The following is a 21071-nucleotide window of genomic DNA, read 5'->3' as shown; positions in this document are numbered from 1 at the left end:
GGTTTAATTCCTATGAAACTAAAAGCCATATTTTCAAAATTGAAAGGAATGCTGGATAATTTCCTGGCATCCATTTCATACAGGCAGAAGGTCGCACTGTCTCTGCTGTGCGGTGTCATAGTAGGACTGACGGGACTGTTCCTCTATCTGCTCCGTATGCACACATATATAGTAGGTGATGACCCTGCGGCATGTATCAACTGCCACATCATGTCGCCCTATTATGCAACGTGGTCACACTCGGCGCACGCACGCAACACCACCTGCAACGACTGTCATGTACCGAACAACAACATGGCCGCCCATTATGCCTTCAAGGGAATGGACGGGATGAAACACGTGGCTTATTTCGTCACACGCAGCGAGTCGCAGTCCATCGAGGCTGAAGACGCATCCGCAGAGGTTATCATGGACAACTGCATCCGCTGCCACAAACAGCTCAACCAGGAATTTGTCAAGACCGGACGCATCGACTACATGGAAGCGAAGCGCGGTGAGGGCAAGGCATGCTGGGACTGCCACCGTGACGTGGCTCACATGAAAAAGAACTCCCTTTCAAGTACGCCGGGGGCGGAATTCGTAGAACCCATGCCCCCCTCTCCTGTACCCCATTGGCTGCAGAAGATATTGGGAAGAGAATAAGCCCACCTGCCGGCGATTCTCCACAGATAGCCATCATCCTCTATCGGCTATCACCGCTTATCACCGCTCATATCACCCATAAACACTTATCATCGCTTATCACTGCATATCATTAATCATTGAACAAAATATTAAAAACCTATAATTATGGCAAAAACATTAAAGAAATGGCAAGGCTGGTTGCTCTTCGGCGGAGCAATGGTCATCGTGTTCGTGCTCGGACTGCTATGTTCTTCCATGCTTGAGAGAAGAGCGGAAGTAGCAAGCATCTTCAACAACCGACGGACACAGATGACGGATTCCATCGTTTCCCAGAACGAGAAATTCGCAGAGGACTTCCCCCGCGAATACGAGACATGGGCAATGACGGAAGACACGAGTTTCGTAAGTAAATACAACTCCTCGCAGGAGGTGGATGTACTGGCACAACGTCCGGAAATGGTCGTCCTATGGGCAGGATACGCCTTCTCGAGGGAATACAACACACCGCGCGGGCACCGGCACGCCATAGAAGACCTGCGCAAGATCCTGCGTACAGGAAGCCCCGGTGTCGACGGACAGGAAGACATACAACCCGGCACATGCTGGACCTGTAAGGGTCCGGATATTCCACGCCTTATGCGTGAAAAAGGTACTGACAAGTTCTATGCTGCCAAGTGGAGCGACTGGGGACCAGAGGCCATGAACACCATCGGTTGCTCTGACTGCCACGATGCACGGACGATGGATCTCCGTCCCGCTCGTCCTGCACTCTATGAGGCGTGGGCACGCGTCGGCAAAGACGTGAAGAAAGCCACGCACCAGGAGATGCGTAGCCTGGTCTGCGCACAGTGCCACACAGAATACTATTTCGAAAAGGAAAACGGAAACTATCTCCACTTCCCGCAGGAAAAGGGTCTGACATGTGAGGCGGCAGAAGAATACTACGACAGTATCGGCTTCTACGATTACATCAATCCGCTTTCTAAGGCGAAGATCCTCAAGGCCCAGCACCCGGGTTATGAACTTTACATGCAGGGAATCCACGGACAGCGGGGCGTCTCCTGTGCTGACTGCCACATGCCGTACATCTCCGAGGGCGGCGTGAAATACACGGACCACCACGTGATGAGTCCTCTGGCACACATCGACCGCACCTGCCAGACCTGTCACCGTCAGGATGCCGAGACACTCCGCCAGAATGTTTACGAACGTCAGCAGAAGATCTATGACTTCCGTACACACGTAGAGAAGGAACTTGCCGCAGCGCACATCGAAGCCAAGTTCGCCTGGGAAAAGGGTGCGACGGAAGCCGAGATGAAGACTGCCCTGTCCGACATCCGCAAGGGTCAGTGGCGTTGGGACTATGCTGTTGCCAGCCACGGTGCAGCGTTCCATGCCCCGCAGGAGATCATGCGTCTCCTCGCCAGTGCGATGGAGTATGCCAAGGATGCACGCCTGCAGATCGCCCGTGTGGTAGCCCGCCACGGATTCACAGGTCAGATTCCGCTTCCTGATCTCTCCACCAAGGCAAAGGCTCAGTCGTACATCGGACTGGATATGCCGAAGCTCAACAAGCAGAAGAAGCAGTTCCTGGATACGGTCGTACCAAAGTGGATTGAGACTGCAAAGAAGAACAAGCGATTCATAACAAAACCTATGTAGTCGGTTGAAAGTCAACAGTCGGATAGTTGACGGCTGGCGGTCCTCCTGCCAGCTGTCAACTATCAGCTGATTAATACGGATCCTATATAGCAGGAGGAGACACGGCCGCAGCCGGAGAAGCAAGGGACTGCAAGCAGACCCTGCCGGTTCAGAATGCCTCTCAACGGACAGAGCTGCGGTTTCTCATCAAGCGGTTAAAAGCAGCACAACGATTACTATCCGTGCTCATACAAAGGAAGTACCATGGGTCATAAGACCGACTGTACCCTCGGCCGGACATGACAGGAGAAAAGGCTTCTAATACTGGAAATCAGCAGGATAACCCATACCCGACAGAACCGACCGACTGGTGAGGAGCAGACAGCAGGACAGGCAGCAGAGGCTGATTCCATCATACAGCATGCCTTACCCCCCACCCTGTCTTCAGGAAAAGCAATCCATGGGAAAATCCTCTATGATCGTCAGGATCCCCCGCTTCAACCCTCAACATTCAACTCTCAACATTCAACAACACTTATGTGGAATAAACCTTATACGCTGAAGGAAGGAACAGCAATAGTCATCGGACTGTTAGTCACCGGCGGACTGTTACAAGCTACGATGGGACCCTTGGAATGGGGCATCTTCATCTGGCCCGCCAACATCATCATACTCATTCTATTCATACTGGCACTTGTCGCCGTCTCCATGCGTCGCAGACATTCCTATCTGTGCCGGTTCATGACCACCATGCAGGCGGCAATACCGACCATTGCCGCAGCCGCCATACTGACGTTACTCATGGGAGTAACCAGACAGGCAGCGGAAGGCAAAAGCCCCTTTGACCCTGTCGGCCTGACAAAGATGCTGAACTTCTGGCCATTCATCCTTGTGTATCTGTGGATGACGGCAATTGTAGGGGAGGTGACCTTAAATCAGATCGCCCATTTCTCATGGAGACGTCTGCCCACACTGACAAGTCATGCAGGACTGTTCATCGTACTGACGTGCGGCACACTCGGCAGCGCCGACATGCTGCGTGTAAAGATGTATTGCGAGACGGGGCAGCCGGAATGGCGCGGCCTGGATGCTTTCGGGAGTGTCCACCATCTCCCCGTAGCCATCCAGCTGGAGAAATTCACCATTGATGAATACCCCCCCAAGCTCATGCTCATCGACAAGAAAGGCCTTCCGCTTCCACAGGGGAAACCGGAAAACCTCCTTGTGGAAAAGAACATGACGACCGGGCAGCTGCTCGACTGCAGGATCGAGATTCTCAAACGCATTGACAATGCCATCCCCGTCACATTGAACCAGATGGTCGGCAAAGTGCCGGAAGGGATGATGGCGAATATCCGTATGGACTCTCTGGGACAGGCGCAGAACAAAAAAGGTTACATGGCGACAGATGCCCGGGGGTCGGCCTGTGCTTTACTCGTAAAGGTGACGACCGGCGCACGTGCGGGTGACGGCAAATCCCCATCAGGGAAAGGACAACCACGCACGGCAACCGGCTGGATCACCAGCGGCAGTTATCTCTTCCCCTATCAGGCGTTACAGCTTCCTGACGGCAGAAAACTGGCGATGCCCGACCGTGAGCCACGCCGTTTTGCTTCCGTTGTCGACATCTATACCCAGAGCGGGCAGAATATTCAGACGGAGATCGAAGTCAACAAGCCGTTCAACATTGAGGGCTGGAAGATCTATCAGCTCAGCTACAATGAGCAGATGGGCAAATGGAGCAATCTCAGCGTCTTTGAACTGGTGACGGATCCCTGGCTGCCAGTCGTTTATATAGGTATTTTCTTGTTGTTGTTTGGTGCTGTCGGTATGTTCTTGACGGCAAGTCGTAAGAAGGAGGTAGAAGCATGATCTGGAGTTACTTTATTGTATTTGCATTGCTGGCCGTAGCCCTGTGGGCTGTAGGAGCATGGGCTGCGTGGGGCAACCGCCGTACACTGGCGTTTACGACGACAGGACTGGGACTTGCCGTCTTCTTTGCCTACATCCTCATCATGTGGATCACCCTGGAACGGCCGCCGCTCCGTACAATGGGCGAGACGCGCCTATGGTACAGCTTCTTCCTTCCCCTGTCAGGCATCATCGTTTACAGCCGCTGGCGGTACAAGTGGATCTTGAGTTTCTCTACACTCCTTGCGGCCGTCTTCGTAGGCATCAACCTCCTCAGACCGGAGATCCATTCCAAGACCCTTATGCCCGCACTGCAGAGCCCGTGGTTTGCGCCTCACGTCATCGTCTACATGATGGCGTATGCACTTCTGGGGGCCGCAGCGGTCATGTCCGTGTACCTGCTCTACTTCAAGAAAGGAGAAGACCTTGACAAGGAAATGGAGATAACGGACAACCTCACCTATGTCGGCCTTTCGTTCATGACGCTCGGCATGCTCATGGGTGCCGTCTGGGCAAAGGAAGCCTGGGGACATTACTGGTCGTGGGATCCCAAAGAGACGTGGGCGGCCATTACATGGCTGGCGTATCTCGTCTATGTCCACTACCGCCAGTACCATCCCCGCACCGTCCGGCCCTCACTCTGGATACTGATCATTTCTTTCTGTCTCCTGCAAATGTGCTGGTGGGGAATCAACTACCTGCCTTCGGCACAGGGCATGAGCGTTCACACCTACAACCTGAACTGAAGCCGGCAAAAGAGAAAGGCCATGCCTGTCACTACCCGTGCTTCCGCAATGTATAGCCATTGCGGAAACACGGGTCTTTTCGTTTAAACCGATATGATCAGAACAGACTTGGCTTATTTCCGGGACACTATCCGCCCTGCCAAGAGCGCCGGAGGACTGAAGCTTTGACGGACTGCAAGCGATCAGATCATGAAAAAACAGGGGCTTCAGGAATTTGGAGTGATGAGGTCTGTCTCGTGAGTTGATGACTTTGATGGAATATCACACAGAGACAGGGAATGAACGGAGGCAAGAACCCTATAACGGAGACACCGTCGGTGCGTGGAGCGGAGGTTATTTGAGCGTTTTATCAGAGCATTTGTCTGTGAGAATCATGAATAGCGTTTATCCAGAAAATAAAAGAAACCCCGTACGTCACATCCCTGTCGCTCTTGTGTGCCACCGGCATCTCCGTGATAGTCCCCCCTCCGTGTGCCTTATTATGCAGCAGGCTTACTTCATCACTCCCTATTTCGGAAGGACAAAAAACATTCAGACAGAACAACCTCCAAGTTCGCAGCAAGAAACTGAAACAGGGTATAAGCCCCCCTTGGAGAACAAGGTTGACCCATTTCCTTTACTGCCAAAAGGAAGGACCGGCCCGCAGGATAGGAAAACTTCAGAATGAATGGGCTGCAGACGGCAAGGGACTTCCCAGCCGGGACTGCTGTTCCCAACCGGTCGGGAATCCTGTTCCCAGCCGTCGGGAATCCTGCTCCCAGCCGCCGGGAATCCGATTCCCGACCCTCTGCCCAGAACAGCCGGTGCAGTTGAGCGATCGGGATGATGCAGTCCACTGACTGGGGTTGACGCTCTCTCCCTTTGCTTCCCAACCTGACAGACAGGTTTAAAAACCTATCCCATTTGCTGCTGACGGCAGGTGACAGGGTGTCCCTGCCTTTTATACGGTTGTCTTTCTCCTATTGTTTGCCTGCATTGTTTTCTATCTGTCCTATCTTCCGGTTGGAGTTGTCGGCCAGGACATCATTGACAATGTCATTGATCTGCCGCTTCAATTCGTTGACGAACTGTGCCGCATCATACTTATTCGCCTCAATGTCACGGAGTTTCTTCTCCCATATACCTGTCAGTTCTGCGGATGTAAGGAGTTTCTCGTGGATGGTGTCAATCAGGGCGATGCCTGTCTCGGTCGCCTCAATGTTCTTCCTTTTCCGCCGGATATAATGCCGCTTGAAGAGCGTTTCGATGATTCCCGCACGTGAGGACGGCCGGCCGATTCCGTTTTCTTTCATTGCAGCCCGGAGAGTCTCATCTTCGACAAGTTTGCCTGCCGTCTCCATAGCACGAAGCAGCGAGGCTTCTGTATAATGCTTGGGGGGGACGGTCTGTTTCTCCGTCAGCGTGGGGGTGTGCGGCCCTGATTCTCCCTTGGTGAAGGCAGGGAGCAGCGACTCGTTCCGGGCAGTTCCTCCCTGTCCCTCTTCAGAGGCGGCGCACTGGGAAGGACCGCTGTCTGTGCAGACTCTCCATCCCGGATCCAGTATCTCCTTTCCCGACACCTTGAACTCTACCTCGTCCACCTTTCCCAATACGGTCGTTGTAGCGAACTTGCAGTCAGGATAGAACGCTGCGATGAAACGGCGGGCAATGAGGTCGTAGACTTTGCGCTCCGCATCGGTCAGCCCCTGCGGCGGGACCCCAGTGGGGATAATGGCATGGTGATCCGTCACTTTCGAGGAGTCGAACACACGCCTGCTCTCCGGCAGCGGCTTCCCGCCCAATGTCTTCACGAGACCGGCATAGAGACGCTGGCCGGCAAAGGCCGTCTGATAAAGGCCGTTCATGATCTGCGGGCACTTCGGATAGATGTCGTCGGAAAGGAACTGTGTATCCACACGGGGGTAAGTCGTCAGTTTTCTCTCGTACAGTGTCTGGATGGTATTGAGCGTCATCTCGGCGGAGAAGCCGAACTTCCGGTTGCAGTCCACCTGCAGCGAGGTGAGGTCGTAGAGCTGCCTGGGCTGTTCCGCACCTTTTTTCTTCGTCACACTGGTGATGGTAAACGGTTTTCCCTCAATGGTGGAGAACGCCCGCTCCCCTTCTTCCCTGGAGCTGAACCTGCCCCTTGTGGCCGTAAACTGCGTGTCACGGTAGACGGTCGCCAGCACCCAATAAGGTTCCGGCTTGAAATGGTCTATCTCCTTCTGCCGCTGCACGATAAGAGCAAGGGTAGGTGTCTGGACACGTCCTATGGACAACACCTGTCCCCGTCCGTAGCTGTTGTTTCCATACTTCAATGTGTACAGACGCGTGGCGTTCATCCCGAGCAGCCAGTCGCCGACGGCACGGGACAATCCTGCGAGATAGAGCGACTGGTACTGTCCCTGCTCTTTCAGGTTGGCGAATCCCTCCCGGATGGCTTCGTCTGTCATGGAAGAAATCCACAGGCGTTTCACGGGGCATTTCACGCCCGCTTTCTGCATGACCCACCGCTGGATCAGTTCTCCCTCCTGTCCGGCATCCCCGCAGTTGATGATCAGCTCTGCCGAATGATACAGCTTCTCGATGACGGCAAACTGCCTCTTCACGCCCTCGTCCTCGATGAGCTTGATGCCGAACCGGGGCGGAATCATGGGCAGAGCCGCCAGGCTCCAGTGCTTCCAGTTCGGGAAATAATCATCGGGTTCCTTCAGTTCACAAAGGTGTCCGAAGGTCCATGTGACCTGGTAATTGTTCCCCTCCATGTAGCCGCTACAAGGTCTGTCGGCACCAAGGATCCGTGCAATGTCTTTGGCTACGCTGGGTTTCTCTGCTATGCAAACGATCATATCTTTCTCTGAAAAGTAAACATGGAAGCCGGAGAGGCCTGGGACAGAAAGGCCAGCCCTCCTCCGGGAATCCGCCTCCCGGGCGTAGTCTTCTTCCCGGACGGTACGGCCTTCCACACGTGCAAAGGTAAGAAAAAATATCACACAGTGGAATTTTCCTCCGCCGCTTTGCCGTTTTCCACTCAATTCTTTTTCTATATGACTTTTTTTCTCTACTTTTGTAGCACACAAACGAACAAGAGAATACATACAATCTATGAGAGTCGGACTCTTCATTCCCTGCTATGTCGATGCCCTGTATCCGCAGGTCGGCGTAGCCACCTACAGGCTTCTGCGGAAACTGAAACTGAATGTAGTCTACCCCGAGAGACAGACCTGCTGCGGACAGCCTATGGCAAACGGAGGGTTTGAACGTATGTCAGAGCATCTGGCCGAACGCTTCGAGGACAAGTTCCGCGACTTCGACTATGTCGTCACTCCCAGCGTCTCCTGTGCAGCCTTTGTACGGGTCAACTACCCGCAGATACTCGACCATGCGTGCCAGACCCCTGAAAAGACCATGGAACTGGTGGAGTTCCTGCACGACATCCTGAAGGTAAGGGAGCTTCCGGGTAGTTTCCCCCATGTCGTCTCCGTTCACAACTCATGCCACGGCGTACGGGAGCTCGGGCTGAGTTCACCGTCGGAACTGCAGATAAAACCGTTCAACAAGATCGTGGATCTGCTGCAACTCAAGGACGGCATAACGGTCAAAGAGCCCGACCGGAAAGACGAGTGCTGCGGCTTCGGCGGGATGTTTGCGGTAGAGGAGCCTTATGTCAGCAGCCGGATGGGCAATGACAAGGTGAAGGCGCACATGGCGACCGGAGCAGAGATCATCACAGGTTCGGACTGTTCCTGCCTGATGCACATGCAGGGCGTGGCTGCCCGGCAGAAGTACCCGGTAAAGTTCATGCACGTAGCCGAGATACTGGCAGCCGGGCTGTGACACACATACTATAATAAAGAAGAAGCGTAAATACAAGTATGTCAACCTATCATTCAAAAAGAGCCAAGGAGTTCCTGAAGAATCCCGAAGAGAAAATATCCAGACACGACCAGACCTTCTGGTCAGTCCGGCAGAAGCGTGATGCAGCGGCAGCCCAGCTTCCCGAATGGGAGGACCTGCGCGAACAGGCCAGCCGGATCAAGGCGCACACCGTCACCCATCTGGCAGACTATCTGGAGCAGTTCACGACAAACTTGGAGAAGAACGGGGTCATCGTACACTTTGCCAAGGATGCACAGGAGTTCAACGAGATCGCTTACGGCATTCTTGAAACACACAAGGTCAGGAAACTGGTCAAGTCGAAGTCCATGCTGACGGAGGAGTGCGGGTTAAATCCTTATCTGATGGAAAGAGGGATTGACGTCGTCGAGTCCGACCTGGGCGAACGCATCCTCCAGCTGATGCATCTGAAACCCGCCCACATCGTGATGCCGGCTATCCACCTGACACGCGACGAGGTCGGGGAGATGTTTGAGGAGAAAGGAATCTCAAAGGAAATCGGCAACCACGACCCGACGTACCTTACTTACTGCGCGCGTCAGGATCTCCGCAAAGACTTCATGGATGCCGATGCCGGCATGACGGGCTGCAACTTCGGCGTGGCGGCCACCGGCGACTGCGTCGTCTGCACCAATGAGGGGAATGCGGACATGTCCACTTCCGTCCCTAAGCTGCATATCGTAGCCATGGGACTGGAGAAGGTCATCCCGGACTACGCCTCTCTCGCCGTCTTTCACAGGCTCCTGAGCCGCAGCGGGACAGGGCAGCCCGCCACTTCCTTCACGTCTCATTTCCGCAGAGCGAGGCCGGGAGCAGAGATGCACGTCATCCTTGTTGACAACGGACGAAGCAACATAACAGCCAATACGGCACACTGGGAGACCCTGAAGTGCATCCGGTGCGGTGCCTGCATGAACACCTGTCCTGTCTACCGCCGTTCGGGGGGCTACTCCTACAGCTACTTCATTCCGGGACCCATCGGTGTCAATCTCGGCATGCTGAAGGATCCCAAGAAGCACAGCGGCAACGTGTCGGCCTGTTCGCTGTGCCTGAGCTGCGACTGTGTCTGCCCCGCCAAGGTGACTCCGGGCAGCCAGATATACCGGTGGCGGCAGAGCCTGGAGACTTACGGGACAGAGAACAGGGAGAAGAAAGTCATGGCGGAAGGCATGAAAGCCGTCTACGAGAACTACCCCGTCTACGATGCGCTCCTGCGGAACTCCTCCGTGGCCAATTACATTCCGGAGGCATGGGCGGACACCAGTCTCAATCCATGGAGCATCGGCCACACCATGCCCCGTTTTGCAAGAAAACCTTTCCATGCGCTCTTCAAACAGGCCATGGAGGAACTGAAGAACGGGAAATAAGACACTGCCGGCAAGAAGACACCCTTCCGCTCCCCCACCCTGCTTCCTGCCGTCAGACTTTCATTTTCCATCCTTCCCACCCCACTTCACCATCAATTAACATTCATCACGCATCAATGAAAAAAGAAGACTTACTCCGCAGATTGCGCCGACATACCATCCAGCAGTTTGATATGCCTGAGACAGCCGTCAAAGGCATCACCTATCCCGATGTCGCCAGACAGTTCATCGAAACAAGCAAAAACGTTGGCTGCAAGGTCATTGAGGCCAAAGAGACCGACGACCTGAACGCAATCATCCGGCAGGCCTACCCCGATGCCCAGGTATTCGCATCAAACGTCAAGGGTATACAGGCCGACCGCAACCCCGATACAGTTGCGGAGGCACAGGAGCTCAACGGCACGGATGTGGGCATCGTCGAAGGACAGGTCGCCGTGGCCGAGAACGGCTGCGTATGGGTTCCGCAGACCATGAAGGAGAGGGTCGTCTGCTTCGTATCAGAACAGCTCGTCATCCTTGTCCGCCGCCGCCGGATCGTCAACAACATGCACGAAGCCTACAGCCGCATCCAGATGACGGATTACGGCTATGGCTGCTTTATTTCCGGACCGAGCAAGACCGCCGATATAGAACAGGCTCTCGTCATGGGCGCACAGGCCGCAAGAGGCGTCACGGTCATCCTCATCGGATAAACGTTAATTTTGTCAAAAACAGAAATATAACGTCCTGACAGAATGCGGTTACAAGTTTTTTTTTATTAACTTTGCAAGGCGAAAGGAAAGAAGAAATATAACTGATTTTTAACAAACACATAAGTTATGAAGATTGAAAAAGTACATGCTCGCGAGATTCTTGACTCACGTGGCAATCCTACAGTTGAAGTAGAGGTAACACTCGAAAACGGTGTAATGGGTCGTGCAAGTGTTCCGTCCGGTGCGTCTACCGGTGAGAACGAGGCACTGGAGCTTCGTGATGGCGACAAGAAGCGTTTCTTGGGCAAGGGTGTCCTCAAGGCTGTCGAGAATGTCAACAACCTCATCGCTCCGGCATTGAAGGGCGACTGTGTGCTGAACCAGCGTGCAATCGACTACAAGATGCTCGAACTCGACGGCACTCCGACAAAGAGCAAGCTCGGTGCTAACGCTATCCTCGGTGTTTCTCTGGCCGTAGCACACACTGCCGCCAAGGCGCTGAATATTCCTTTGTACCGCTACATCGGCGGTGCCAACACTTACGTACTTCCTGTTCCGATGATGAACATCATCAACGGCGGTGCACACTCTGATGCTCCTATCGCATTCCAGGAGTTCATGATCCGTCCGGTAGGTGCGCCGACTGAGAAAGAAGGCATCCGCATGGGTGCTGAGGTGTTCCACGCTCTTGCCAAGCTGCTGAAGAAGCGCGGTCTCTCAACCGCCGTAGGCGATGAGGGCGGCTTCGCTCCTAAGTTCGACGGCATCGAGGATGCACTCGACTCAATCATCCAGGCCATCAAGGATGCAGGCTACGAGCCGGGCAAGGACGTGAAGATCGCAATGGACTGCGCAGCATCCGAGTTCGCCGTATGCGAGGGTGGCAAGTGGTTCTACGACTATCGCCAGCTCAAGAACGGCATGCCGAAGGATCCTAACGGCAAGAAGCTCACCGCTGACGAGCAGATTGCTTACCTCGAGCACCTTATCACCAAATATCCTATCGACTCCATCGAGGACGGTCTCGATGAGAACGACTGGGAGAACTGGGTCAAGCTGACAGCTGCCATCGGCGACCGTTGCCAGCTCGTCGGTGACGACCTGTTCGTAACCAACGTCAAGTTCCTCGAAAAGGGTATCAAGATGGGTGCAGCCAACTCCATCCTGATCAAGGTCAACCAGATCGGTTCCCTCACAGAGACACTGGAGGCTATCGAGATGGCACACCGCCACGGCTATACGACCGTTACCTCTCACCGTTCAGGCGAAACAGAGGATACAACCATCGCCGACATTGCTGTTGCCACCAACTCCGGCCAGATCAAGACGGGTTCTATGTCTCGTACAGACCGTATGGCCAAGTACAACCAGCTCATCCGCATTGAGGAAGAACTCGGCGCCTGTGCAAAGTACGGCTATGCCAAGTTGAAGTAAATACAGCTCCTGCCCTGCGGCAGGACACGAAACCTGATAAGGGATTGTCTCATGGCAGACAGTCCCTTTTTCCGTTTCTTCCGGACGGTCTTTCCACATGGCAAGGACGCATAACCTGTGGAAATGCACCCGGCTGTTCCCGGCCTTTCCTGATTCTGGAAAGTTACGGTCAGGGCACGCCCGGGAAGGCCGGAGGACGTCAGGGGGAATTGCCTTACACAGAATCATGGAAGCAAAACGACCTCCGATGCGTGAAGAAAGGGAGCACGGGAAGAGAGAGGAGATACCGGGTGTTCCGCGTTTCCCGTCAGGGTTGTCCAGTAAACATATTCAGTATTGATTGCCGTCCCGTCCGTCATTTTCCCTATAAGCCGGTCAATTCCTCTTAACGGTATGTATCATGGTGACAGGAGCGAACCCGACCTCCTGCCGATATGCTGATGCCCGACACCAGCCGTGCTGTCGGTCAACACCAGACGTGTTGCATCCCTGCACCTTTGCGCTTTATCGCCGGACAGCGAGCGATCGGTAGGGAAAGAAGCGTCGTACCGCCGAAAACCGGTGTAAGTCACAGAACGGGAAGGGGGACTTGCGACTCACGGGAAATTGGCAAACTGCCTGTTGGGCGGAGTTTACGCATAGAAGACGAAGACAGCCAGATTCAACCGGACGGCAGCCATCCGCTGTCGGCGTATTCAACGGCGACAGCCTGTTTTAATATATTTTCATCCTTGTCATTGTGCGATCTTAATTAATATTATTACCTTTGCACAGGTTATTTCGAAATAAAATATTCCTGCCTGTGTCGGATACGGATCGGGCAGCAAGTAAACTCTAATCGCATAAATGAAACAATTCAGACTGGTGGACAACATCGTCGGATGGGTTGCATTCTTGGTTGCAGCTTTCGTCTATTGCTCCACTATCGAGCCGACAGCCAGCTTCTGGGACTGTCCCGAATTTATTACAACAGGCTATAAACTGGAAATCGGGCATCCTCCCGGGGCACCGTTCTTCATGCTCACGGCGAATCTCTTCTCACATTTCGCAAGCGATCCGACGCAGGTGGCACGCATGGTCAACACCATGAGTGCGTTGCTTTCGGCAACGTGCATCATGTTCCTTTTCTGGACAATCACCCATCTCTCACGCCGTCTGATCGTCCGTGACGGGGAAGCCCCGTCACTTGCCAAGCTTATTGCCATTGAGGGAGCAGGGCTCGTCGGCGCACTGATTTACACGTTCAGCGACACGTTCTGGTTCTCCGCTGTCGAGGGAGAGGTATATGCCTACTCGTCTGCCTTCACGGCCGTCGTGTTCTGGCTGATTCTGAAGTGGGAAGACAACGCAGACAAGCCGCATTCCGACCGCTGGCTGGTGCTGATCACCTACATGACAGGCCTGTCCATCGGCGTACACCTGCTCAATCTCCTCTGCATCCCCGCCATCGTATTGGTCTACTATTACAAGAAGGTGCCGGATGCCGACCTGAAAGGCTCGCTCTTCGCACTCGGTCTCTCGGTAGTGCTCGTGGCAGCCGTGCTTTACGGCGTAGTCCCCGGCATCATCACGGTAGGCGGATGGTTTGAGCTGTTCTTTACGAATACGCTGGGCATGCCGTTCAACACGGGCACCATCGTATATATTGTCCTGCTCATCGCCGCCTTCGTCTGGGGCATCTATGAGACCTACCGAGACAACAGCAGCCGGCGTCAGAATCTTGCCTTCCTTTCGGCACTGGCACTGATCGGCATTCCGTTCTACGGCTATGGCTGGACGGCCTTCATCACCGGCATCCTCCTCCTCGTTGTTGTCTACATCCTCCTGCAATGGCAGCGTCCTGTCAGCAACAACGGCAAGAGGCAGCGGGTCGCACTTGTCTCTTCGCGGGTGAAGAACACGGCACTGCTCTGCATGCTGATGCTGATCATCGGCTATTCATCATATACGCTGATCGTGATCCGGTCGACAGCCAATCCGCCAATGGACCAGAACTCTCCGGAGGACATCTTCACACTGGGCAGCTATCTGAGCCGCGACCAGTATGGCGACCGGCCGCTGCTGTACGGACAGGCTTATTCGAGCCAGCCGGCCGTGGCCGAAGACGGCATGCACTACAAGTTCGACGAGGGAGCACCCGTCTATGAGCGCAAGGAGAAAGCATCGAAGGATGAAAAAGACTCCTATTTCCTCGTCCGCCACAAGTCGACACAGGTGTTTGAACAGAATATGTTCTTCCCGCGTATGTACGACCAGGGGCACGCTGCACAGTACGAACAGTGGATGGGCGGCATCACCGGCCACGACGTAGACGGCGTGAAGATGCCTACACAGCTGGAGAACATCAGGTTCTTCCTCTCCTATCAGTGCAATTTCATGTACTGGCGTTACTTCATGTGGAACTTTGCCGGACGGCAGAATGACCTTCAGGGCAACGGCGAGCCCGAACACGGCAACTGGATCACCGGTATCTCCTTCATCGACAACGCACTCTACGGCGACCAGAGCAAGATGCCGGACGAGCTGAAAGCCAACAAGGGGCACAACGTGTTCTACTGTCTGCCATTGCTGCTCGGTCTGATCGGACTCTTCTGGCAGGCATGGCGCGGCAAGCGGGGCATACAGCAGTTCTGGGTCGTTTTCTTCCTGTTCTTCATGACAGGACTTGCCATCGTCATCTACCTGAACCAGACCCCGAGCCAGCCTCGTGAGCGTGACTACGCTTATGCCGGTTCGTTCTATGCATACGCCATCTGGTGCGGACTGGGCGTGCTGGCACTCTACGACTGGGCGCGCAAACTGAAGATCGCACCGGTACTCTCGGCGTCCGTCATCTCCCTTGCCTGCCTGCTCGTGCCCATCCAGATGGCATCGCAGACATGGGACGATCATGACCGGTCAGGCCGATACACCTGCCGTGACTTTGGACAGAACTATCTTAACTCGTTGCAGAAGAAAGGGAATCCGATTATCTTCACCAACGGCGACAACGATACCTTCCCGCTCTGGTACAACCAGGAAGTAGAAGGAGTACGCACCGACACACGTGTCTGCAACCTCTCCTATCTGCAGACCGACTGGTACATCGACCAGATGCGCCGTCCGGCTTACAACTCTCCGAGCGTGCCTATCTCATGGCCACGACTGGATTATGTAAGCGGAACCAACGAGTATGTACAGATAGCGCCGGAGTTCAAACAGCAGATCCTCGACTTCTACAAACAGGATCCGGCAGCGGCAAAAGCACAGTTCGGTGACGATCCGTTCGAGCTGAAGAACGTCCTCAGGTATTGGGTACGTTCCAAAGATCCGCGGAACCATGTCATCCCAACGGATACGCTCTACATGACTATCGACAAGGAAGCGGTACGCCGCAGCGGCATGATGCGGCCGGGAGACTCCATCCCCGACCGTATGGTCATCTCGCTGGCGGGCAGGCAGGCTCTCTACAAAGGTGACCTGATGATGCTTGAGATGATCGCCAACTGCAACTGGACACGTCCGCTCTATGTAGCCATCACCGTCGGTTCAGAGAACTTCATGAACCTCGGCGACAACTTCATCCAGGAGGGACTTGCAAACCGCATCACGCCTTTCAATACCCAGAGCGTACAGGATGAAAACGGCATCAATCTGCGGAACTTCGACACGGAGAAGACCTACGACGTGATGATGCACCGCTTCAGATGGGGCGGCCTCAGCAAGCCGGGGCTCTACATCGACGACACCGTGGCACGAATGTGCTACACACACCGCCGGGAAATGGCCGACCTTGCCCTCCACCTCATCGCCAAGGGAGAGAGAGGCAAGGCACTGAAGGTGCTGCAGAAGGCAGAGAAGGAGATCCCTTATTACAATGTACCTGTCAGCTACATGAGTGGTTCCAGTGATATGGCACGTGCCTATTCATTGCTGGGCCAGAAGGCAAAGGCACGCCAGCTCTATGATGCTTTGTGGAAGATCTCTTTGCAGTATGCCAACTACTACATGAGCCTGTCGCCCCGCTATTTTGACATGTCACAGGGATCTTGCAAGATGCACTTCCAGATCATGATGAATCTTGTCAACGAGAACGACCGCTTCGACCGCACATGGGCGAACAGCCATGCAGCCCAGCTGACGAATCTCTTCAAGCGGTTCCAGAGCCTGGGCGGCTCGCTGCAGCAGGAATCCTGAGATTCCTTATCAGGATAAAAGACAGAAAAGCCGGAGTCTGGCCGTCCTCAACAGGCAGCCGTACTCTGGCTTATCGCTGATATTCAGCACTGTCCGGTACCGCTCGACGGCCGACATTCAGCAGTCCATCATCCTCCAACATTCATCATTCGTCCCCCCGACCATCATCATGATTATCGAACGACCCGCCCGCTGGCTTCGCCTCTTCTATCCACACGCCCTGTGGCGCATGAACAGACAGGATCATTCTGTCTACCTCACATTCGACGACGGGCCGATACCCGAAGCCACCCCGTTTATCCTCGACGTTCTCGACAGATTCGGAGCCAAGGCCATGTTCTTCATGGTTGCCGACAATGTGAGGAAATATCCGGAACTGTACGAAGAGGTGCTCCGCCGAGGTCACAAAGCGGGCAATCACACCTATCATCACCTGGGTTCTTTCAGACACTGGGCGCTGACCTACGCCGTCGATGTCACCAAAGCCGATGCGCTGCTCCAAAGCCCTTACTTCCGCCCGCCACACGGCTGGCTGCGCCATACCGTCTACTGGTGGGTGAAACAGAACTACCGTGTAGTGATGTGGGACCTCGTCACCCGAGATTACTCCAAATGGCTGACGGCTGATGATGTGGTAAACAACGTGAAGCGTTATGCCCGCAACGGTTCCATCATCACCTTCCACGACTCTCTCAAGAGCATCGACAAGCTCCGGACAGCCTTGCCTGAATCGCTGCAATGGCTTAAAGACCAAGGCTACGAGTTCAAATTGTTCCCAGACGATCCGGCAGAAACCCATTTCTGACAATCTGCTTTATCGACCGGAACAGACAGTATCCTTTATCCCCTCCTTCCCTTTTTTCATTCCCCTTCCCCCCTATCATCATTTCTCATTCCCCGGTCTCCGGCCGTCATCGATTATAGCCTCTTTCCCCCGGAGAGTCCCTGCAGCGCTCCTTCACTCCCCATGACAGCAAAAACGTATCCCGCTTCACTCCCCGGCAAAGCAGACCACATCCCGGTACTCCGTGCTGTCTCCATCAAGTCCCTGGCCCGTTCCCTCGGCTTTTCTGCCTGCGGAATCGCCAAGGCCGATGCTGTCGAAGAATCAATTGCCCGGCGGTATCGCAGGTGGCTGGAGAACGGTGAGGAGGCCTCCATGTCCTACATGGCGAACTATCTCGAGAAGCGGCTCGACCCGCGGCTTCTGGTTCCGGGAGTGCGCAGTATCGTCTCGCTCGCCCTCAACTACGCTCCCTCACAGCTTCTTCCGAAAGGGGAATACCAGTTTGCAGCATACGCACTTGGCAAAGACTATCACGACCTGATGAAAGAAAGAATGAGGCAATTAGCCGGGAAAATCAAAGAACTACACCCCCTTTTCCCGTTCCTCCCTCGAAAAGAAGCGCATGCAACCTTCCCTCCGTCACAACAAGGGAGCCTGCCCATAAGGCGGCAAGCCATGCCGGCCTCGTCAGCAGAAGCCCCGTCTCAAACCAGCAGACCCTGTACCGCCTCATCGTCTCCCGCACCCCAGAGAGAACCCGGATGGGGCTGTTTCTGCGATACGGCTCCCGTCCTCGAACGCTACTGGGCACAGAAGGCCGGATTGGGCTGGGTGGGCCGTAACCACCAGCTGATCGTCCCTCATGCAGGATCGATGTTCTTTTTAGGCGAGATCTTCTTACCCTTCGAGGTAGATGTATATGATGAGTCCATGCCCGACCGATGCGGGAAATGCCACCGTTGTGTAGATGCCTGTCCGACACGTGCCATCGTTCCGGGCGAGGACTTCCATGCCAGCCGATGCCTTTCCTACCAGCTGATTGAGAACCGAGGCGAACTGTCAGAAGAAGCCAAAGCGGCCATGGGAGACACCATCTATGGCTGCGACCGCTGTCAGACGGCCTGCCCCTGGAACCGGTTTGCAACCCCCAGCACCGAGCCGGAACTCCAGCCGAAGCCGGAGCTCCTCAGCATGAGTAAGGAGAAATGGCACCGTCTCACCGTCGAGGACTATCGCCGTCTGTTCAAGGGTTCGGCCGTCAAACGTGCGAAGTTCGATGGCCTGAAACGCAACATTCAGGCAAAGGAGCAATAGGAGAAATGAGAATTTCAGCGGCGCCCTCCATCGGAACCGTCTATAAGGGAACGCAGAGACAGGCTTCTCTCGCCAAATATCCGACGGAAACCGCCCGGCCTCAGGATGGCATGCACACGGAACAGTAACAATTGTTTCCACCTTTCGACATGGCATCATGTTTGTACTGCAACCGACAGGAAGATCAACATTACAAACTAAATACAGGAGATTAAGATCATGGCTAAATTAGAGAAAGGAATCGTTTTCAACGCCGGGAAAGTCATCGAATATGCTGAAGACGGCGTGGTAAGCAAAGAACTTGTACACAGCAATGCCGGCAGCGTCACCCTTTTCAGCTTTGATGCGGGACAAGGTCTGTCGGAACATACCGCACCGTTCGATGCACTCATCCAAGTCATTGACGGAAGCATGGAGCTGACGGTCGAGGATGTCAAGTACGTAATCAACACGGGAGAGAGTTTTGTCATCCCGAATGGAGCACGCCATTCCGTGAATGCAGCAGAGCGTTTCAAAATGATAATCACAATGATACGCGGCTGATCCGGTCCGAACTGCATCGGCAATGCGTCAGACATTGCCGATGAGAGAAGCAAAGGCTTCTCCTGCCGTAAAGGCGGCAGCCTGCCGGACAGACGGAGTGCTCCGATCCTGCCGGACAACCGAGGCATCCCACGGACAGCCCAACAAGAATTTTCCGTCTCTCATATCATTGAGGTCCCAGAGTCTCTTTCTCATCAACAGACCTTTCACCTTCCTGAACTTTTCGAGGTGACAAGGATGATGTGGAAGAGACTCGCCCGTATGTAAGAACACACTCTGGAATCCATGTCCCCATACCGGTACGGTGAACATCGTCTGCTTTATGCCGGTTCTCCACTTATGCGGCATCTTCCGCTTTCCTTTTTCAGCTCGGCCGCAGAGTCTGCAATGCTTCTTCGAGAAGAAAGCTGCCGACACGCACCTGAAAGACCGGAATCCATAACGGAACTGTTCAGACCCGGCCTGTCCGGAACTTTGCGCCTGCCGCATGGGAGACAGACCGAGAGGGAGGTGAAAGCACCGTTTTTCCTGTTCCAACCGTTAAACTTTTCTAACAGAACATGAAAGCAAGCGGAATTATACCTATCTTTGGCGGCAAAGAACAAAACTCAACAAAACGTACGATTATGAGAAAAGCATTTATCATGGCACTGGCCGTAGCAGCAATGACCTTTGCAGGTTGCAAAGATGGAAAGACAACCACATCCGGAGCTTCAACAGACTCTGCAATGACGGATTCCACGATGACCGACTCTGCCGCGACAGGCCTCAAGAAAACAGATGTATCGGCTGATGCCGACAAGCTGATCGAACAGCTCAACGAGAAACTCAAGGGCAAGGACGGGAAAGGAGTCGCCACACTGCTTGCATCTGCCCAGTCCAAGATGGGCGAAATGAGCAGGAAGAATCCGAAAGAAGCACAGAAATATATATCCTCTCTCCAGCAGTGGATGCTTGACAACGGGGACGAACTCATGTCCACCCTGAAGGCTTCCGGCGATGCTCCGGAGATCCAGGCCATCACCCAGTCTATCGGTGCAGCATCGGAATCTGACCGGAAAGCAATAGCAGACGGACTGGACAAAGCCAAAGACAAGATCAAAGAAGCGGCCAAGTCCGCTACTCCGGAGCAGATGAAGGCTGCCAGGAAAGCCATCAAGGACGCTACCGACAAAATGCCCAAAGAGACCCGTGAGGCGGCTCAGAAGGCTATGAAAGACATGCTGTAAGCCTCACCATGATCAAGATCGAGCAGGCAAGAAAAGAACAGGCAGAGACGATAGCACGGCTGATAATGGAGGCCATGAATCATGCCTGTTGCCAATGGTTTGCCGGTCCCGGCCATACTCTGCAGGAGTTTCACCGACTGATGACACGTCTCGTGAGGCATGAGGCTTCGCAGTACTCATACCGCAACACGCTGGTCGCGGTGGCAGACAACGGCGAGGTCATAGCTGCCTGCGTCAGTTACGACGGCGCATTGCTCCACCGGCTGCGACTGCCTTTTATCGAGGGATGCCTGTCGGCTTTCAACCGGGACTATTCGGATATGGCAGACGAAACGGCCGCCGGAGAACTATACGTCGACTCGCTCTGTGTAGACCGGTCCTTCCGGGGAAGAGGCATTGCAAGCCGACTGCTCCATGCGACTGCGGAGAAAGGAAAGGCGATGAACCTCCCGACGGGGCTGCTTGTAGATACAGGGAATCCCAAGGCTGAAAGTCTCTATCGCAGGGAGGGATTCGTCTATCTGAACGACAGCGAATGGGGAAGTCACCGGATGCACCACCTGCAGAAGCCGCTCGCCTGACGGCGCACAGCCACAGGCAGGTCGGCTTTCCCTATGAGCGATGACTGGACAACGGCAGGGTTATGCAGCAAAGGAGGATGCCTTGGACTTTCCCAATCAGAACAGGCAATAGCCGGACGAACTGAATCGTCCGGCTATTGCCTGTTTTTC

16 protein-coding genes are annotated in these 21071 nt (G+C 54.4%); 14 read left to right on the top strand and 2 right to left on the bottom strand.

All coding sequences use genetic code 11. From position 1 onward, the window contains the following. Positions 1-12: 12 nt before the first annotated feature. The 4 genes from nrfH to ccsA all read left to right on the top strand — a co-directional run bounded on the left by nrfH (position 13) and on the right by ccsA (position 4922). Complete coding sequence (gene nrfH, locus J4864_RS01470) at positions 13-642, top strand: cytochrome c nitrite reductase small subunit (protein WP_007368391.1); 630 nt, start codon at positions 13-15, stop codon at positions 640-642. Between the two features lie 147 nt (positions 643-789). Continuing rightward, positions 790-2286 carry an ammonia-forming cytochrome c nitrite reductase gene (gene nrfA / locus J4864_RS01465; RefSeq protein WP_007368390.1) on the top strand — a complete coding sequence of 499 codons (1497 nt, stop codon included), beginning with the start codon at positions 790-792 and terminating at the stop codon, positions 2284-2286. Between the two features lie 516 nt (positions 2287-2802). Further along, entirely contained in the window at positions 2803-4137 is a 1335-nt protein-coding gene (locus J4864_RS01460) for a cytochrome c biogenesis ResB family protein (RefSeq protein WP_211814345.1), read from the top strand. After that, complete coding sequence (gene ccsA / locus J4864_RS01455) at positions 4134-4922, top strand: cytochrome c biogenesis protein CcsA (RefSeq protein ID WP_007368388.1); 789 nt, start codon at positions 4134-4136, stop codon at positions 4920-4922. Before J4864_RS01460 ends, ccsA begins: the two co-directional genes overlap by 4 nt. A gap of 959 nt (positions 4923-5881) precedes the next feature. Here the strand turns inward: ccsA and J4864_RS01450 are convergent. Continuing rightward, a complete protein-coding gene (locus J4864_RS01450; RefSeq protein WP_040555026.1) occupies positions 5882-7750 on the bottom strand; it encodes a DNA topoisomerase 3 in 1869 nt (622 codons plus the stop codon). A gap of 256 nt (positions 7751-8006) precedes the next feature. On the opposite strand from J4864_RS01450, the gene J4864_RS01445 reads away from it, so the two are divergent. From J4864_RS01445 to J4864_RS01410, 8 genes are all read left to right on the top strand, one after another. Then, entirely contained in the window at positions 8007-8738 is a 732-nt protein-coding gene (locus J4864_RS01445) for a (Fe-S)-binding protein (RefSeq protein WP_211814344.1), read from the top strand. Between the two features lie 38 nt (positions 8739-8776). Next, entirely contained in the window at positions 8777-10165 is a 1389-nt protein-coding gene (locus tag J4864_RS01440; RefSeq protein WP_211814343.1) for a lactate utilization protein B, read from the top strand. A gap of 116 nt (positions 10166-10281) precedes the next feature. Then, positions 10282-10857 (top strand): LutC/YkgG family protein, encoded by a 576-nt coding sequence (locus J4864_RS01435; RefSeq protein WP_007368383.1) that lies wholly within the window; start codon positions 10282-10284, stop codon positions 10855-10857. A gap of 126 nt (positions 10858-10983) precedes the next feature. Further along, positions 10984-12291: a phosphopyruvate hydratase gene (gene eno, locus J4864_RS01430; protein ID WP_007368382.1), complete on the top strand. Its 1308-nt coding sequence runs from the start codon at positions 10984-10986 to the stop codon at positions 12289-12291. Between the two features lie 846 nt (positions 12292-13137). Further along, positions 13138-16467: a glycosyltransferase family 117 protein gene (locus J4864_RS01425; protein WP_211814342.1), complete on the top strand. Its 3330-nt coding sequence runs from the start codon at positions 13138-13140 to the stop codon at positions 16465-16467. Between the two features lie 169 nt (positions 16468-16636). Continuing rightward, the gene (locus J4864_RS01420) at positions 16637-17272 is read left to right on the top strand and encodes a polysaccharide deacetylase family protein (RefSeq protein ID WP_211814341.1); all 636 of its coding nucleotides are present in this window, start codon (positions 16637-16639) and stop codon (positions 17270-17272) included. 162 nt (positions 17273-17434) lie between these two features. Next, entirely contained in the window at positions 17435-18568 is a 1134-nt protein-coding gene (locus J4864_RS01415; protein ID WP_211814340.1) for an epoxyqueuosine reductase, read from the top strand. A gap of 219 nt (positions 18569-18787) precedes the next feature. Beyond that, positions 18788-19111 carry a cupin domain-containing protein gene (locus J4864_RS01410; protein WP_007368377.1) on the top strand — a complete coding sequence of 108 codons (324 nt, stop codon included), beginning with the start codon at positions 18788-18790 and terminating at the stop codon, positions 19109-19111. 27 nt (positions 19112-19138) lie between these two features. Here J4864_RS01410 and J4864_RS01405 read toward each other — a convergent pair whose 3' ends face one another. Beyond that, positions 19139-19459, bottom strand: coding sequence for a hypothetical protein (locus tag J4864_RS01405; RefSeq protein WP_156792448.1), 321 nt, complete (start codon positions 19457-19459; stop codon positions 19139-19141). Positions 19460-19737: 278 nt separating this feature from the next. On the opposite strand from J4864_RS01405, the gene J4864_RS01400 reads away from it, so the two are divergent. Beyond that, positions 19738-20340 carry a biopolymer transporter gene (locus tag J4864_RS01400; RefSeq protein WP_246479416.1) on the top strand — a complete coding sequence of 201 codons (603 nt, stop codon included), beginning with the start codon at positions 19738-19740 and terminating at the stop codon, positions 20338-20340. Positions 20341-20348: 8 nt separating this feature from the next. Continuing rightward, positions 20349-20921 carry a GNAT family N-acetyltransferase gene (locus tag J4864_RS01395; protein WP_007368374.1) on the top strand — a complete coding sequence of 191 codons (573 nt, stop codon included), beginning with the start codon at positions 20349-20351 and terminating at the stop codon, positions 20919-20921. The last annotated feature ends 150 nt before the right edge of the window (positions 20922-21071 follow it).

This window comes from Prevotella multiformis, from assembly GCF_018127985.1.
In the GTDB taxonomy this organism is placed as follows: domain Bacteria; phylum Bacteroidota; class Bacteroidia; order Bacteroidales; family Bacteroidaceae; genus Prevotella; species Prevotella multiformis.
This window is presented reverse-complemented; position numbering and strand designations above follow the sequence as displayed.